A 17,133-nucleotide genomic window follows, 5' to 3' on the forward strand; every position below is an offset into this window, starting at 1 on the left:
CCATGTCTAAATCTTGGAAATCCAAAAAGAATTTGTCGTTATAGATGAGTTCCTTACGCCTATTCATTATATTTCTCACAAAAAAAGCCAACATCTGTTGGCTTTTTCGTCACTCTAAAATGTTTGAGCTAGATCCTTAGCACGGGCAATGGCATTTTCTTTAATTTCTTCTGCTTTATCAGGCATTGCCGCATGACCTTCTACAAATAATCCTTCAAACGAAGGTACTCCATAGAACTGCATCGCAATATTTAAGTAACGATGCCCCATTTCTATAGCAGCTGCTGGTCCTTCGGAATAAATTCCTCCTCTAGCCTGTATATGCAAAGCTTTTTTATCAGTTAACAGACCTACTGGACCTTTTTCAGTGTATTTGAATGTTTTACCAGCAACAGAAACAGCATCAAGATACGCTTTCATCACTGGCGGGAAAGAAAAATTCCATAATGGTGTGACGAATACATACTTATCAGCCGCAATAAATTGTTCACATAGCTCTGATAAACGACCCACTTTAGCCTGTTCAACAGTAGTTAGTTCTTCAAATTCTTTTCCAGCTCTAAGTTTTCCCCAACCACTAAAAACATCAGCATCTATATGTGGAATATTCTCCTTATAGAGATTAACATCGATAACCTCGTCATTAGGATTTGTTTCTTTGTAGGTATCAATAAAAGCCTTCCCTGCTGCCATACTATATGACTGATTTTCATCAAGTGGATGTGCAGTAATATACAAAACTTTTGCCATGATTTTAGTTCCTTTCTTTCTCTTAGGTTTGTGATTCTAGATTGTAAATGAACTAAAAATACACTTCAAATATCTCAAATTGAAATATCTTTAATTCAAGGTTACAGTGTACAAAAATTTGTTTAGTTAATGCAAATGATCTGCCTAAGAAAATGATGTTTTATATACTATTCTGTAATCAACCCATAAGCGGAAATATTCTTAATTCTTCGCGAGACAAGCATTGAAACAACATAGGCTAAAACCAGAATACCAACACATGGCATGAGAACTACCGGGAACGGAATCATAAAATCCAAACGTTTTACCCCTGCACTTGATAATAATACGGATAACATCGGATTCGTGAAAAAATAACCGAGTACACCGCCAATTGTAACTGCGGTAATAATCACAGGAAGAAAACTGATCGAAATTTGATTCATCAATTGAATCGTTGAATAGCCTATTGCTTTCATTACACCAAACTCTTTTTTTCGCTTGATCATCATCGTTTTGATCACTAAATACAAAATCATCACAACCACTAAAACCGTAATCGCCAAAACTAGCAACATTACCGCAAACACTGCTGCTGTATACACACCGGTTTGGCTCTCTATATTTTCATCGAGATCTAACGTTTCAACTATATGATCCCCATACTGCTCCTGGATCATTTTGATAAAGTCTTTGTTCGATATACCCTCGAGATATACATAAAGTGATGTTCCCTTATAATCTGATTGCAATTGCTGCATTCCTTTCATCGTTACTGCAGCTACCTGTCCTAAATTACCAATTGATTGACTAAGGCCTGTTACCAAATAACTTTTTGCTTCAGCCCCATATTCAACTTCAACGAAATCTCCAATTCCTTTATTTATTTGGTCTGACACCACCCATGAAATGGATATTTCATTTTCATGCACCGGTTGTCGTCCTTCATAAACAATATTATTTTCTAATTGGTTATACTGCTCTGTAACATTTGTATATACAGTCTGGTCATCAATCGTTGTAGTAATTAAGTCGAATATCGTTACTTTCCTCACATGCTCCATTTGTTCAATATTATCCATGAGTTCTTTTGTATCAACATCTGATTTAACAATAAGCATTACATTTCCTGGTTCTGCTCCGAATAAGTTAACAAAAGCGGTTTTGTCTGAAGCAACGTTGTAATACAATACGGTTGAAAAGATTGCCGCAAACGTTAATGCACTAACAATTATAAGAATCATCATATTTTGTTTTGCATGTACCACCGTTGCTTTCATAGCAAGTAAGGAATGTAAACCTCCTTTGCCTCTATCCAATGGAAAAAAATTTTTTCGAAAACTATGCGTTTGAATCCCTCCACGAAGTGCTGCGACAGGTAGAATCTTGCGAATTCGAAAAGCTGATAATAATGTAACAATCACTACGCAGAAAATTACAAAGGAAGTGCTTACGACATTGATGAAAATGTCAAATTTTTGATTCCATACTAAGCCAGATAAGGAAGAAATAACACCTCCAATGTAAGGCATGAACACATAAGATAAGATAATCCCTACTGTACTTGCACAAAGAACAATGACGATAAACTGCAAAATAATCGACGAGAGAATTTGCCAACTTGTATAACCAATTGCCTTTAGTACTCCTATATTTTCCATCCCATCTTCTATGCTATTTGAAACACGGAATCTAATCACAATTAGAGATATAAGTACAATAATAGCTGCAAATGCTACGAGAATAGTAGCGATGATGTTAATCGTTAAGGTGTTCACATTTTTCACTAATTCAATATCTAATCCCATTATATAAGAAGTCGTTTTCCCTATAACTGATTGTGGAAATTTCTTAGTGAAATCATTCAATAGCTGCGAGGATTGAGTTTTATCTTCCATCAAAACAGATATAGCCATTCCATTTGCCTGTTTACTGATTTTTTCTGTTGATGTTTGAAAGGAAGACTCTGGTAGCATAAATTTCATAACTCCGATACTAGTTGTCCCCATAACCGTTGTTTCTAAAAATCCAGCAATCCGATATTGAAAGTCCGTATCATTATAGGTAATAGTGAAGTTATCACCTAATGCATATCCCCCATTTGTTTTAAAACTATAAGGTACATAAATATCATGGTCGCTTGGTTGATTTAGCTTTTCAATCAATTTTAATGGTCCAATCATACGCTCACTGTCTGCATTAAAGAGAGCAAGACTGCTAGATAAATCACTATGATTAAACGTAAATTTGGCAAGGTCCATGATGACAATCTCTTCTGCTTCTGTCTCGGTTACCCCTGAGTAGTTCATAAAAAATTGTTCATAAGAAGAATTATAGCTAGCTTGATCCATCATTATTGTTACATGGGGATCTTTTAATTGTTCCACTTTATTATCAAAAAATGGACTTATTTGAGTAATGACCATCAGGCCAATATTAAGAAGTAAGGAAGCAACGACAATAAAAATCAATAAAGAGGCCGTAGCAGATTTACTTTTTCTAATATTTGCCATAGCTAGATTAATCATCTTCACTTCACCACCCCATTTCTGCAAGGAAGTGTTTAAGCTTTTCGTAACGAGTGAAATTCTCTTTCTCACTATATGCGTCTAACTGCAAGTCACCGCAAATAACACCATCTCTCAAGTATAAAATTCGATTTCCCCGCAACGCAGTTTTCATATCGTGGGTTACTAAGACAACACTTTGTCCATTTTGATTTACATTCGTGAATACATCCAAAACACGATCACTAGATGAAGAGTTTAATGCACCAGTTGGTTCGTCAGCGAATAAAACTTTCGGGTTGTTAATGATAGCCCTCACAATCCCAACTCTCTGAGCCTCACCACCAGATAACTGAGTTGGAAATTTAGACCACGAGTTTTCATCAATTCCTACTTGTTTTAATCGTTCTTTCGCTGTTTTAACAAGCTCTCGCTTATTTTTATTGACCAACAGCCCACTTGCCAATACATTATCAAGTACACTCATATTGTCGAGCAAATAGATTTGTTGAAATACAAACCCACAATGATTTCTTCTAAATTTGGCTAGTTGATCATTATTTAATGTAGCCACATTCTTTCCTGCAAAATGGATTTCTCCTAATGTCGGTTTATCCATCCCACTAATAGCGTAAAGCAACGTGGATTTCCCTGATCCGGAACTACCCATTATAACGGTAAAATCACCCTCTACTAAACTAAGATCCAGGTTCTTTAAAACATGCTGTTGTATACCACCACTTGAAAAGGTTTTACAAAGCTTCTCCGTTCTAATAATTGTTCTTGTCATGATTTTAGAGCATCTCCCTTTATTTTTATGTTCCTATTTTTAAGCGATAGGAAGTCTTAGTATTTCAATATTAGTAGCTCATAGGAAAAATCAATTTTACAAATAGCGTAGAAAAAAGACTGTAATCTAGGATTACAGTCTTATCATACAAGATCAGTTCTTATTAAATCTTTGTGCAATTCTTAACTAATTCTTAAATTTAAGCAAGTTTGATTTTCAATTCTACTGTAAATCCATCCTCTCGGTTGTAACAGCTAATTTGACCATCCATATTTTCCATAAAGTACTTTGAAATATATAGACCAAGGCCAGAACCATTTTTTCCTTCTACGTTTTGCCCACGATAATATTTATTGAACAATAATGGTAATTCATCTTCATTCGTTCCTAATCCGAAGTCTTTAAATTGGAGTACTAGATAACCTTGATTAATTTCTGACGTAATCATGACCTTTGTACCTGCATATTTATATGAATTGCTGACAATATTGTCGATTACTTGCTGCATACGTACCTGGTCGATCAAAATAATACATTGCGGAATCGGCTCATAGTCAATTTGATGATCATCATTCACATTCTCGATCAGCTCAACTAGGACATCGCTCAACACTTCAGTTACTGTTAATTTTAACTGTTGCAGCTCTTCTAAGGTGGCGTGAAACATATTGGTTACAAGAAAGTCAATTTGCTCGGCCTTGGAATAAAGAACATTCACTTGCTTAATTACCTTATCATCTCGTGCTTGCATGAGCATTAACTCACTAACTGCTTTAATGGAAGCAACAGGTGTCTTAATATCATGACTTAATGTGGCAACAAGTTCTTTTTTACTGCGATTCGATTCATACTCTCTTTGTCGTGCTGCTTCAAGTTCTACACGCAATAAATCAAAACTTTCCGTGAATGCGCCAAAGTAGTTATTCTTGTCCATATTTAAAGGGATATCTAGATTTCCCCTCGCTACATTCGCTGCAAAATTTTGCAGTTGTTGAAATGGTTTCAATAACGTTCTATAAATGTAGAGTATATAAAGAAAACTGATGATCATGAATATTCCAAATATCAAACTGATAAATATAATCAGTTCATGTTTCATTTCGTGCACAATTTCTTGTTCATTATTAGGAATAATCACTTTTCCTACAATCTCGTTATTTTTTTTCACATCTATAAATGTATCTCTATTTATTATGGAATCATGAATATTACTATACTCAATCCCCGGTGTTTGGTAAATGATATTTCCTGAGTTATCTACAATGGTAAAAAGGTACTTTATGTTGTGATTGTCAAACGTTTCTTCACTCACTCTCCCCCAGTTTTTTTCGACCGTTTTAACGACATCATTAATGGCTACAATGTCCACTTCGGACAGATTTTTATCTTTAATAATGATTGCGGATAGTACAATACCAGTACCACATAAGAGGAGAATCGTTGCAATTAATCGTTTTATATTCATTCGTTCAGATCCTCAAGAACATATCCTGTTCCCCATATTGTTTTTATAAATTGGGGATTTTTCGGATCCTTTTCGATTTTCTCACGTAAATGACGGATATGTACATTTAGAGTTCCATCCCCTACAAATGAATCACCCCAAACATGTTGAAACAATTCATCTTTTGTAATGATTCGATTTTTATTTTTCGTTAAATAGCATAGTAGTTTATATTCCATCGATTTTAGTTGCATAACAACACCATTTACCCGTACACGCTGTAGCTTTGTATCAATTTGAATCTGTCCAAACGCTAAACCTTCTTGTTGATTACTAGAATGATTACCGAATCTTTTGAGCACCGCTTTTACCTTTGCTAGTAAGATACTCAGTGTGTATGGCTTTTGAATATAATCGTCTCCACCTATGTTTAAAGCAATGAGAATATCATCATCACTAGAACGTGCGCTAATGAATAGGATCGGAATTTGCATTGATTGACGCAATTTTTTACATAAATCGAATCCAGAGGAATTCCCTAGATTTATATCAAGAAGTATCAACGAAGGTTCATGCTCTTCCAAAAATTGTTCGCACTCCTCCGCACCTGTCACAAACGCTGTTTTGACTTCAAACATATTAAAATATTCACACGTTGTTTCAGCTAATGCAATTTCATCATCCACAATCAAGCAATCTATTTTCATCAAAAATCTCCTAGCAAAAGAATTTAATAACTTTAGTATACATGAGATTTGATGAGCGAGTCTAAATGTGACATTATCCAGATTTCTAAAATAATTTTGAAAAACCCTTGACCTCAACTTAGGTTTAGGTTGTATCTTTTAAGTTGTAATATAACATTTGGAGGTGAAAATATGACAAAATTCACTTTTGTAACAGGGCTAATGGAGGAATAAGATATACAACTGTCAGTCAATTAGCTGAGAAGGATTATTATGTTTTTTAGGTGCACAAATCATTGTTAAATATGCCCTAAGTGATACACACTATAATGGAAAAATTCTTGATGAAAAGGGGATTATTTCTTGGTTAATTCAAAAGGAAAACAATAAATATGAAGTATACAATTGGGCAAGTTGCAAAAATGAACAATCTAACCATTTCTCAATTACGTTATTACGATGATAAAGGGCTGTTACCTTTTCTCCAAAGAACTGAAAAAGGGGATCGGATTTTTGACGATGAAGCACTAAAATATCTTGAAATGATCTTATGTTTAAAAAACACTGGAATGCCAATCAAACGGATTAAACAATTTATTGATTGGTCAATCCTTGGCGTTGAAACTATTCCCCAACGATTAGAAATGATGAAACAGCAAGAAGCCAAAGTTCTTCAACAAATTCGTGATACCGAAGATAATTTAGAAAAAATTCAACAAAAAATTGCAAAATATAAACACGAAATGATTGAAAGAAAGTAGGAGAAATAAATATGAAAAATTTAGAAGGAAAAGTAGCGATTATAACTGGAGCTTCAAGAGGAATTGGACGAGTGATTGTTGAGCAATTAGCTATTCTTGGTGCTAAAGTAGTTGTCAATTATTCAAATAGCACAACAAAGGCACAAGAAGTGGTTGAAGGTATCAAAAATAAAGGCGGAGAAGCTATAGCCATTCAAGCTGATCTTAGAAAAGTAGCTGGAGTAGAAGCGTTATTCACAAAAACAATAGAAACATATGGAAAAGTTGATATTCTCATTAACAATGCAGGAGTGAGCATTTACAAGGCGATTAGTGAAGTAACAGAAGAAGATTTTGATAACCAATTTGCGCTAAATGTGAAAGGGACATACTTTGCTTGTCAGCAAGCAATGAAGCATATGGAAGAAAAAGGGAGAATTATAAACTTTTCCACATCTGTTGTTGGGCAAATGTTTCCGACATACAGTGTATATGCAGGAACAAAAGGTGCAGTTGAACAATTCACCCGACAGTTAGCAAAGGAATTTGCTAAAAAACAAATTACAATTAATGCGGTTGCTCCTGGACCAGTTAACACTGAGCTATTTAATGTAGGAAAAACAGAGCAACAACTTGAAGGACTGAAAAGCTCAATTGCATTCGGTCGTATTGGAGAACCAGAAGACATTGCAAATGTTATTGAATTTTTGGTAAGTGAGCAATCTGAATGGATAACAGGCCAAACTATACGTGTAAATGGTGGATTCATTTAAACAATACTTTTAAAAGGCAACTTATTATGTTGCCTTTTTTATATACATCCATTCCTGGACAACAGAAAAAACTTCACCCGTTTCAGGACACAAATTTTATTAAAAATGGCTTATATTTCAAAGATTGGAGAAGTACTGAATAGAGGGAAAGGATTAAATTCTGATTGTGTATAAGATTGGACCGATCTTGATATGCGATGGGGGTTTTTTTCCGATTTCAGAATAAAAAAACAAAGTTCTTCCGGGAAAACCTTCGGAATTAGAACGTAATTTCTATTTAACACCCTTAATAGGGAGCAGACTTCTATTGAAAGTCAATACGGTAATAGATTACCTTAAATAATTGTTGACCCTATACGGCCGTACACGATCCCTACATTTCTGATTTTTCGTATGTTGGTGAAAGCCTGAACAGCAGTATTTGCCACTTCTATGTCTTGTAAACTTGTTCCCCCGCTCACACCGATTCCACCGATAATCTTGCCTTCTACGACAAATGGTATGCCTCCGCCCAAGATAGTAATCTTACCTTGATTAGTAGTATGGATACCATATGCGTCACCACCAGGAATAGCTATTTGAGCAATTTTGTCCGTTGGCATCTGTAAAGCTACACTTGTCCATGCCTTTCCTTGGGACACCTCTATATCAGCAATACGGGCATTATCCATTCGATGGAAAGCGATAAGGTTTGCTCCTTCATCAACGATTGCAATATCGCAGGAAAGCTCCATTTGTCTGGCATTTTGTTCCGCAATCTCGAGCAATTGTTTAGCTATCGCTAGTGTAAGTTTGATCAATTCATTCACTCCTAGGATTTTTGAGTAACTATACTTTTTACAGTTTAATCAGGTAACGATTGAACCTCCATTTGCGAAAATAATTTGTCCTGACATGTATGACGCATCTTTTGAAGCTAACAGTACATAAGCAGGTGCCAGTTCAAACGGTTGTCCTGGGCGTTTCAATGGTACTTCTGTCCCAAAGGTTGTTACTTCCTCTGCTGTAAAAGCAGAGGGAATTAACGGCGTCCAGGTTGGTCCAGGAGCTACTGCGTTTACTCGAATACCTTTATCGGCAAGTGAAAGTGATAAAGAACGGGTAAAGGAAACAATTGCTCCTTTGGTAGCCGTATAGTCAATCATGTTGGCCATACCTGAAAAAGCGGTATCAGATGTCGTATTAATAATGGAGCTACCTGCACGAAGGTATGGTAAAGTAGCTTTCGTCATATCAAAAAAAGAAATAATATTAGTTTGAAATGTATTTATCAATTGCTCTCTCGTAATATCCATAATGCTCTTTTGATGAAACTGAACCCCGTGGTTGTTTACTAGAATATCTAGTTTTCCATAAGTTTTTATCGTCGCTTCCACAACTGAATAACAGTTCCTCTCTTGCCTTAAATCTAAAGAAATAAGTAAGCATTGACGACCAAGATTGTTAATAATTTGCTTTGTTTCGGCGGCATCCTGATGTTCATCGAGGTAGACTATGACAAGATCGGCACCTTCCTTCGCAAATGCTATGGCTACTGCCCGACCAATTCCACTGTCCCCACCTGTAACAATCGCTACCTTATCTTTCAGTCTCCCGCTTCCTACATAGGCAGGGTCTTCTGATATAGGACGGGGATTCATCAAATATTCAAAACCAGGATGCCTTTTTTGTTGCTGCGGCGGAAAGACAACTGGAACATTTTCACATTGCTCCGTCCAACCAATATAAGGATAAATTAAATTTGCCATTACTTTTCCCCCGTTAGATTCAATTTCATATTTCATTTCAATTTATTCACTTAGAATAAAAATGTGCATTTTGACTAACTGGATAAGGGATTAACGAATTAGATAAAACAAAAGACTGGTTCACTATTGTTGGATCCAGCCCAAATTTTATATAGAATTTTGACTAAATTAAAATTGTGTACATGATGCTCACCTGCTCTTATCAATTTATGCTTTTATATCACCATTAACAGGTACTTGTTTTACAATTGAATCCTTTGGACTTACTGGTATTAAAGCACTTTCTTCTTCAGTTAAACTATTGAAAGCTACCATCTCAATTTGCATTTGGTTCTCGATCTTAAATGCAGAATAGAAAGAAACTATTCCTATAATCATAAATATTAAAAATACCCCTAAAATCCCAAAAATGAGAACTTTAATTGATTTTTTCACATTTCGCTTCCCTTGTACCACATGACTTCTACAAAAATTTCTCATAAAAATTTTAATAACCTTGTTAAACATAACTGCTACCTTAGTACAATAACTTCTACACGAAAGGGCACTCACCTCTTTAAAGAAAGCAGCCGTTAGCTTAATTGATAAGTTACTTTAAGTATTTTGTACAGTTATACAAAATACAATCCCATTTTTCTTCTTGGGATAGCCTATCTCCAATATCAGATGCTTGCTTTCTACCAATCTCATTTAAAGGAATATCAGATACTCCTTGTGCTTTTCCTAAAGTATTCCATTCTGTAATTCCGTGTTTAAAAATAGATAATATTAAGATAATCACAAACGAATAATAGTAATATAAATTTTGGGAAATTCGCTTAACGAAATACTAACAATTTCGTTTTTTGATTGAAAGTTTTCCAAAGAAATAGCTATTAGATGGGAAGATACATAGAAAATTATATTTTTGGTGCTATTCTAACCTTAGCCACAAAGCAGGACGAACGCCGCCTGTACATTTACCATCACTGATATTGCCTTTCAATATATTGTTTCCTTGGATGCCTATATTACCGTCAGTCCCGAAGATATAGACGGCTTTTACATTGACGCGACCGGGCGATCTAAGCCACCACCACCAACACCATTCTTTCCCCTGAAGTCTTGCTAATCGTTTACTATTGTTTTCATCTTTTCTTTCAAACCAATATCTTTGATTTTTTCCTCGGTTTTGCAGTTTCGAACGACTATCACCGAAATATTTGCACACTTCCTCAAGGCTTAATAAAAATACGCTGTCCCTCGTATCTACTCCACCCTTTGAACCATACCACTGATTATCAGGATTTTTATTAATTACTGGAATTATTCTTGATTTATCAGTTGCGCTGAATTTATCATAAAATTCACCATTAAGATATTTTCTTATTGCACATCCAGCCCATGTAATATCTTTATAAGCATCATGGTAAGGGCGTTGATCTATAATTTCTTCGGTTATAATCAAAGCAGTATTGTTTTGTATATCAAGCACACGCCACTTATAACCCCCAAATGATAATGATGAGTCGATTTTAATATCTTCCACTAGGCACCTCTTTCTTTGTAATAGGTAATCTGCGTTACCTTCGAATTTATTCTTAAGCCTTCTCCTTAATTGGAAACAATAAATCTAGCTGTAAATCTACCATTTTACCGCCTTTTTGTATAAAATTATAAAAATTCAACGTCTCTTCAAATCCTTGCCCAGCAACCGTTTCCGGGGATAACCAGCGTGGGGAACCCCAGTCATTATCATATTTATCGCTTGCGTTAACCCATTCTTTTAATAAACTCCAGTCCTGGAAGTCCCACGCCCTCAACACATGTGCGGCATATAACCCACCGTCAAACTTTCGTTTTACTAGAGGTGCAGGTATTTCTAAGTCGTCTGGAATGGATACCCATACCTCATATACATGCGATGGTTCTCCGATTACTGCTGCCCCCTTAGAGCAGTCAAAACCAAAACTTCTAGCATCGGGTTTGATTTTTAGCAATCCGCTTTCTCTTACAAAATGTGTTATTATGTCAATCGCTTTACCTTCACAGCCTTCTCCCGTTGCATAAGCAGCAGCCACAGTCATGGGTGGCAGATATACAATCCTCACATCTTTGTCCGCCAGTTTGTTTACACTTTCATTTGCCTTGTTTAATTCTTCTATCGAGACGTTCTTTTTGATTTTATTTTGGGAAAATGAAAGAGTACTTACAATGGCTAGCATGGTTTTGTCGTTTAATAATTCAAGTTTCAATGATACGTCCGCTTTCTCCTGCAACTCATCGACAAAGCGCACCAATATCGATTTGAGGGTGGAGATTGCTGTTATTTCCTCATCAAGTTCGCTTATCTTCTGGTTGAATATCTCGATAATCGCCACTGCATTTTGGTTATTGAGAATATCTTTAATCTTCTTGACTGGAATTTGCAGCTTACGCAAGATGATAATTTGTTGGAGACTTTGTATCGCAATTTCGTCATAAACCCTGTACGCATAATCATCTTTGCGACTGCTTTTTATCAATCCAATTTCTTCATAGTAACACAACATTCTTCTCGAAATACCGTAATCCAATGAAACTTGTCTTATCGTTTTTAATTCCATGACTTTCTCCCTTTCAGTTTCCTTATTATTAAGTATAAACTGTTACACGGTGTGCGAATCAAGAGGGAATTTAAATATATATTTAGGCCCACCTCAGCAAGAACTTTGCTGTAAATCATAGGATAAATCGCATCTCGTTTGTGGAATTTTCGAGAACAACGTCGACAAAATCTAAACGATACTAGAAACTGCTATTTATTTGTCAATCATAATATAGTTTTCCGAGTCCTTACAATACAAAAAAGGCTTATCCCGTAAAGGATAGCCAGTATTTTCTCACTCTCCCTTATTAAAATTTCTTTTTAAAGTATCCTATCCCTACATAAATAGGAACTATCAAATTGAAACCCTTATTTTTGTTAAAGCTACCCGTTTGTTTAAGTACAATGTATCTCAATCTAAACTAAACCGCTTCTTTTGTAAATTTTGTATATGAGTCGAAATCGTCACAATCCAATATAAGTTCACAACTCTGAGAGTGAAACATAAAGTAAGTCTGCTGGTATCCGTCTTCAAACGACTTTTCATAAAAAGCTGTTTAATGTTAAACAAAGAGAAACCTCCTAGAACACTGTTAAATCAAGATTCTAAGAGGTTATATGTAACCCAAACTTTTATTTGGAACGTTATTTTAAAAGTGATGTATGTTTATCCATTATTAAATCGTTTTAAATGACGACTCTTACATTTTCCGCTTCACAACGTAGTTTAAAGAAGTATTGGACTAATGGATGTTCACTTGCAATGGTGTCATTCATTTTCATTAACGTTCGCTTCCCAATACGACGGTCCAAAAGACACAATATTTTAATTAAAATATCGGATGACTGTAGACTATCTTGTACAGAAGCATTGAAATATTGCTCTAAAGCAAAAAAGAAATCATATTGTCCATAAATCGCCTCACTTTTCAGCATTTGATGTGCTTCATCTTGAATGTCACGATTATGAAATACGTCATCAAAGTTGAAATCGTCTAATTGTTTTCGTATAGCTCTTTCTCTGTAATATTCTTCTCTCTCTGCTGTGATTGTGCACATATTTAACTTTTCTACCTTATCTACAGTAATGACGGCTCTACCTAACTGGTCGTGCGCACGTCTATAATTAATGACCTGAAAGTCGACTCTCGAACTCAAAGATTCGCAAGTGAAGCTTTTCAATTGTTTTTTAGCTTTACTCCATTTTGGACTATATATCAAATAAATACCTCCCAATATCATTTTATATTACGTGAAAATCAAAAAGTTACCAAAGCGGTGTTTGGTAATATTTCTTAATTTAGTGTTGTAAATCCGTATAATCTGATGTTACTTCTCGTTAAACTAACCTTTACTTCAATAAGAATAAGCCATTCTCTTTATTGAAGAATAGCTACGGTTTGTTTAGTAAAAAATTGATAATCAGTTACGAAGATATCCAATTCCCACTATTTATCTCCCCGCAATCTTTACCAAGATCCATACATCGTTTTTAACTCAGGAAGATTTTTTGCTAACCAAATCATTTCATTTTGGAATTGTACTACTTGGTATCTTTCAAGACTGAGTTTAGGATGTATCCACCAAGTACTTTCTAAATACCACAATAAATAAAGAGAACGAGCAAATACCCCTTTTTCAAGGTTTCTCGTTGATCTATACCCTTCTAAAAAAGCTTTAGCACTATTTGAATTTAAAGTACTTCCATTGAATGCCCCTGACATTATTGCTCTTGCAATATCTAATTCAGGATAATCAAAAGCAAAACGATCGAAATCAAGAATCGATGATAACTGATCACCAATAAATAGAATATTGTCAACCCACACATCACGGTGCGACCAACCTGTAACACTTGAGTTTACCATATCTAAGTTAAATTGTTTAGTTGCTTTGATTTGGATTTCTACCAACTCGGCAAACATATCATTTTCTTCAACAGTATTATATAAAGATTTCCAATAGTCCATGCGTTGTTCAACACTCGGAGGAATAAATTTTGGTATGCTATCATTTTTGTATGTACCATCATTGGAAACATTGTGCATATGACCATTCATTTTGCCTAGACTATACATCTGTTTCACATTTAATGTACCCGGTCGAAGATTCTCACCATCTACATACTCCATAATAATAAATCTTTCTCCGCTTGAGCTTTTATGTATGACATTATCTTTGTATTTTAATACTTTAGGACAAAGTGTTCCATTTTTGTACTGTCTTAACTGTTCATGTATGGCAATTTCCTGTTCTAATATATAGTTACTTGATGTATACCTTTCTTTACTTAGCTGCTTAATTAATAATTGACCCTGTTCCGATTGAACTTTCCATTTTAAATTTAAGAATCCTAGATTGTTTTGAATTGGGGAATCCAAATGTAAACCAAACATAAACTCGGTTGCTTCTTTTAGCTCTAGAAAAATCTCATTAGGTGATTTCTTTATAATCATATATAATCTTCCTCCCCGGTATTAAGTTTCCCCCTAGAAATGGAACTTCTTCTTCAACTAACGGGCGTTAGTGAAATAGCGACTGCCTTACCTTACAAACGTACCCGTTCGTGTAAGTACATTTTTTCGCAAACTTATCAATTCACGCTGTTATTTTACTGCTTTCCAAATTGTCCATCTATCTTTTTCAATTAAGTTATTTTCAGTTGAAATTGATTCATCTATATAATTAATTAATAAGTTTAATTCCTTATCGTCTAATTCGTGTAAAATACTTCTCCCTGCTCTTTCACTCAAGTCTTTTAGTAATTGCTCTTTATTCTTATAGACTTTTCTTGTTTCCCACAACTGAACTTCTTGAAGTTCTCTAAATCCAACTTGCTTTAGAGTATTTAATACAAAATGGCTGGTGTATCTGCGTTTAGTCTCTTTCTCAATTAATTGTGGATATAGTTCAAAGAAATATCCTCTAATATTACTTTCATTACCTTTTAATAGGCAATCTTCAGGTGTACGGTCTTGAATAATATAAATGCCATTGTCCTTCAACAGTCTATATGACTCTTCAATGCATTTTTGTAAATCATATATATGATGTATCAATGCTCTTTCAAGAAGTAAATTGTAATCGTTACTTTTTAAGCCCGTATGGAGGGCATCACCTTGCTCAAATACTATGTTTTGATACTCTTTACAGTATTCTCTTGCACCTTTAAGTATTTCTTCGGAAAAATCGACTCCAGTAACAGAAATCGCTCCCATATCAGATAGTACCTTAGAATAAATTCCACCACCACATCCTATATCCAACGCCTTGGAGATATCGTTGAACTGTGCCAAGCCCTTTATAGCATTAACCCACGAAATATCTGCTTTTCGAGTTGAATAAGTATTACGATTTTTCTCATTATGAAAATCAATCCCCACTAAAATCCCCCATTTCAACTTCAGACCATTTCATTAGGAAGGTTTAATTACATTAGCATCGAATTCATTAGCAATACCTTCTATCTCCAATTTTATACCGAAGGATCAATAAGTAAATATTATAATAATTATTATCAAACATAAGTTTTTCTTATAATTCGTTCACTTACTATTCAACTATGGAGCAGTTTAGTTCTATAACTTCTGTAAAAGGGACATTTCTCCTTCTTTAAGCAATGCCCCCGTTTGTAAAATAACCTCAATTGCTTGGTTTACTTCCTAATTCGTTAATGTCAACAAACCATGATAAGATTGTCGTGCTATCACGGACATTATTCTTCTTTATTTCCTCCAACAACTTCCGTACACTTTCATCATCAGTAAAATTACCAAATGGTCTAAATATTTCAATTGGATTATTAAAATTTGTGTTAGGACATTCTATAAGCCCGTCAGTAGTTAAAAATAGATGATTTCTTCCTTGTCTAAGTTCTTTTGTTCCTGAACTGAAACAAGGTACTTCTAATTCAAAAGTATTCACTTTTCCAATCCATTCATAGAAGCTACGATGGTTTTGTTGGTATTCATTTAGGGCAGATAACTCTGGATGATCTAAATAAAGTACGCAATCGCCAACTGAGAACCACCAAAGAAATTTAGATTTTCTCACAACACATAAGAAGGCCGTTTCTCCTTGTACATTTCTACAAGCTTCTTTAAAATTCTTGCTATCAAAAGTAGCCAAAAATAGTTTATAAAGATGTTCATAGGATTCCCTAGGTGAAAAAGCAAGTAAGTTTTTGATGTTATCCTTTAAGGATTGAATAGTTGCCACTATTAATTCAGCACTTTCAGCTGTAGAATGCGCATCTAAAAGCACTACAAACTCATAATCTGAATTCTCATTAACCCATACCATACAGCCATCTTCATTTTTATATTGACCAGCAGTTGAATTCCCTCCAAAACGTCCTAAAACCATATGACTTATCATATAAACATTTACTTCATCTATAAAATTTTCTTGGCTTCCAATCCATGTGTATTCAACCGTATTATCCGTTTTATTCATATGGATTCGTCTCTAAATAATTTTTGATTCTATTGCACAATTGCATCACTTCATTCTCCTCTCCCATTCTAGCATTTGGAGAGTCATAGACTGCAAAAGGACCCCAATATCGTTCAGGAGTGTTTGGATAGCGAGCAACCAAATGCATATGAAGATGAGGAACTGCATTACCGGACACAAGAGCATATACATGCTCAGCTTTTTCAACTTCTTTAAGAGCTCTACTTAATCTTGCCATAATTACCCCAAATGCTTTGGCTTCTTCTGAATTCATTTCGGCAAGAGTAGGGACATGCCTCTTCAAGTCAATCATTAAATGGCCTAGATAGTTTGGTTTTCCATCATTATCAATATGACCAACATAAATATGTTTGTCTTCAAAAATGATATTTCCAGCTACTTTAATGGTTCCATTATGTTTATTACAAATAAAACACTCTTCCATAAAATTTCCCCCGTATCCGTTTTAATATTTTTTAGTAAAAAAAATCCTATCATCTCATAAAGAGACGACAGGATTAACCCTAACGCGATACCACTCTTCTTGGTTTGTTTAAAATATTTGAACAAACCTTCTCAATTACTTCTTTACGAGAGTAAACCGTTTAGACTTACATATCAGTCTAACCACTCATAGGCGAGTTGGGGACTTTATTGACTACCTTTTCAGCAAATGGTAGCTCTCTATACAATAA

At 34.8% G+C, this 17,133-nt stretch carries 18 protein-coding genes and 1 other annotated feature (1 of these 19 only partly in view); of the genes, 2 read left to right on the top strand and 16 right to left on the bottom strand.

What is annotated here, in order from left to right:
* Positions 1-114 precede the first annotated feature (114 nt).
* The 5 genes from AA0X71_RS20150 to AA0X71_RS20170 all read right to left on the bottom strand — a co-directional run bounded on the left by AA0X71_RS20150 (position 115) and on the right by AA0X71_RS20170 (position 6,177).
* Entirely contained in the window at positions 115-750 is a 636-nt protein-coding gene (locus AA0X71_RS20150) for an FMN-dependent NADH-azoreductase (RefSeq protein ID WP_413357060.1), read from the bottom strand.
* Positions 751-917: 167 nt separating this feature from the next.
* Entirely contained in the window at positions 918-3,257 is a 2,340-nt protein-coding gene (locus tag AA0X71_RS20155) for an ABC transporter permease (protein WP_413357061.1), read from the bottom strand.
* A gap of 7 nt (positions 3,258-3,264) precedes the next feature.
* A complete protein-coding gene (locus tag AA0X71_RS20160) occupies positions 3,265-4,026 on the bottom strand; it encodes an ABC transporter ATP-binding protein (RefSeq protein WP_413357062.1) in 762 nt (253 codons plus the stop codon).
* Between the two features lie 199 nt (positions 4,027-4,225).
* Positions 4,226-5,491 carry an ATP-binding protein gene (locus AA0X71_RS20165; protein ID WP_413357063.1) on the bottom strand — a complete coding sequence of 422 codons (1,266 nt, stop codon included), beginning with the start codon at positions 5,489-5,491 and terminating at the stop codon, positions 4,226-4,228.
* Positions 5,488-6,177: a response regulator transcription factor gene (locus tag AA0X71_RS20170; RefSeq protein ID WP_413357064.1), complete on the bottom strand. Its 690-nt coding sequence runs from the start codon at positions 6,175-6,177 to the stop codon at positions 5,488-5,490. Before AA0X71_RS20170 ends, AA0X71_RS20165 begins: the two co-directional genes overlap by 4 nt.
* Positions 6,178-6,548: 371 nt before the next feature.
* Between AA0X71_RS20170 and AA0X71_RS20175 the strand changes: the two genes are divergently transcribed.
* Positions 6,549-6,917 (top strand): MerR family transcriptional regulator, encoded by a 369-nt coding sequence (locus AA0X71_RS20175; RefSeq protein ID WP_413357065.1) that lies wholly within the window; start codon positions 6,549-6,551, stop codon positions 6,915-6,917.
* 11 nt (positions 6,918-6,928) lie between these two features.
* On the top strand, positions 6,929-7,669 hold the full coding sequence (locus AA0X71_RS20180) for an SDR family oxidoreductase (RefSeq protein ID WP_413357066.1): 741 nt from the start codon (positions 6,929-6,931) through the stop codon (positions 7,667-7,669).
* Positions 7,670-8,004: 335 nt separating this feature from the next.
* Here the strand turns inward: AA0X71_RS20180 and AA0X71_RS20185 are convergent, their stop codons facing one another.
* From AA0X71_RS20185 to AA0X71_RS20235, 11 genes are all read right to left on the bottom strand, one after another.
* Complete coding sequence (locus AA0X71_RS20185; RefSeq protein WP_413357067.1) at positions 8,005-8,469, bottom strand: GlcG/HbpS family heme-binding protein; 465 nt, start codon at positions 8,467-8,469, stop codon at positions 8,005-8,007.
* A gap of 48 nt (positions 8,470-8,517) precedes the next feature.
* On the bottom strand, positions 8,518-9,417 hold the full coding sequence (locus AA0X71_RS20190; protein ID WP_413357068.1) for an SDR family oxidoreductase: 900 nt from the start codon (positions 9,415-9,417) through the stop codon (positions 8,518-8,520).
* A 207-nt stretch (positions 9,418-9,624) separates the two neighbouring features.
* Positions 9,625-9,852, bottom strand: coding sequence for a hypothetical protein (locus AA0X71_RS20195; RefSeq protein WP_413357069.1), 228 nt, complete (start codon positions 9,850-9,852; stop codon positions 9,625-9,627).
* Positions 9,853-10,006: 154 nt separating this feature from the next.
* Complete coding sequence (locus AA0X71_RS20200; protein ID WP_413357070.1) at positions 10,007-10,198, bottom strand: histidine phosphatase family protein; 192 nt, start codon at positions 10,196-10,198, stop codon at positions 10,007-10,009.
* Between the two features lie 132 nt (positions 10,199-10,330).
* A complete protein-coding gene (locus AA0X71_RS20205) occupies positions 10,331-10,945 on the bottom strand; it encodes a DUF6273 domain-containing protein (RefSeq protein ID WP_413357071.1) in 615 nt (204 codons plus the stop codon).
* Between the two features lie 52 nt (positions 10,946-10,997).
* A complete protein-coding gene (locus tag AA0X71_RS20210) occupies positions 10,998-12,002 on the bottom strand; it encodes a MerR family transcriptional regulator (RefSeq protein WP_413357072.1) in 1,005 nt (334 codons plus the stop codon).
* A 668-nt stretch (positions 12,003-12,670) separates the two neighbouring features.
* Positions 12,671-13,204: a hypothetical protein gene (locus AA0X71_RS20215; RefSeq protein WP_413357073.1), complete on the bottom strand. Its 534-nt coding sequence runs from the start codon at positions 13,202-13,204 to the stop codon at positions 12,671-12,673.
* 248 nt (positions 13,205-13,452) lie between these two features.
* Positions 13,453-14,439, bottom strand: coding sequence for a phosphotransferase (locus AA0X71_RS20220; RefSeq protein WP_413357074.1), 987 nt, complete (start codon positions 14,437-14,439; stop codon positions 13,453-13,455).
* A gap of 150 nt (positions 14,440-14,589) precedes the next feature.
* Positions 14,590-15,366: a class I SAM-dependent methyltransferase gene (locus AA0X71_RS20225; protein WP_413357075.1), complete on the bottom strand. Its 777-nt coding sequence runs from the start codon at positions 15,364-15,366 to the stop codon at positions 14,590-14,592.
* A gap of 259 nt (positions 15,367-15,625) precedes the next feature.
* Positions 15,626-16,438, bottom strand: coding sequence for a protein phosphatase 2C domain-containing protein (locus AA0X71_RS20230; RefSeq protein WP_413357076.1), 813 nt, complete (start codon positions 16,436-16,438; stop codon positions 15,626-15,628).
* Entirely contained in the window at positions 16,431-16,883 is a 453-nt protein-coding gene (locus AA0X71_RS20235) for an HIT family protein (protein ID WP_413357077.1), read from the bottom strand. Before AA0X71_RS20235 ends, AA0X71_RS20230 begins: the two co-directional genes overlap by 8 nt.
* A gap of 57 nt (positions 16,884-16,940) precedes the next feature.
* Positions 16,941-17,133, bottom strand: a binding site (T-box leader); it runs 33 nt beyond the window's last position.

The organism is Robertmurraya phoenicis (assembly GCF_047302285.1).
Classification (GTDB): domain Bacteria; phylum Bacillota; class Bacilli; order Bacillales; family Cytobacillaceae; genus Robertmurraya.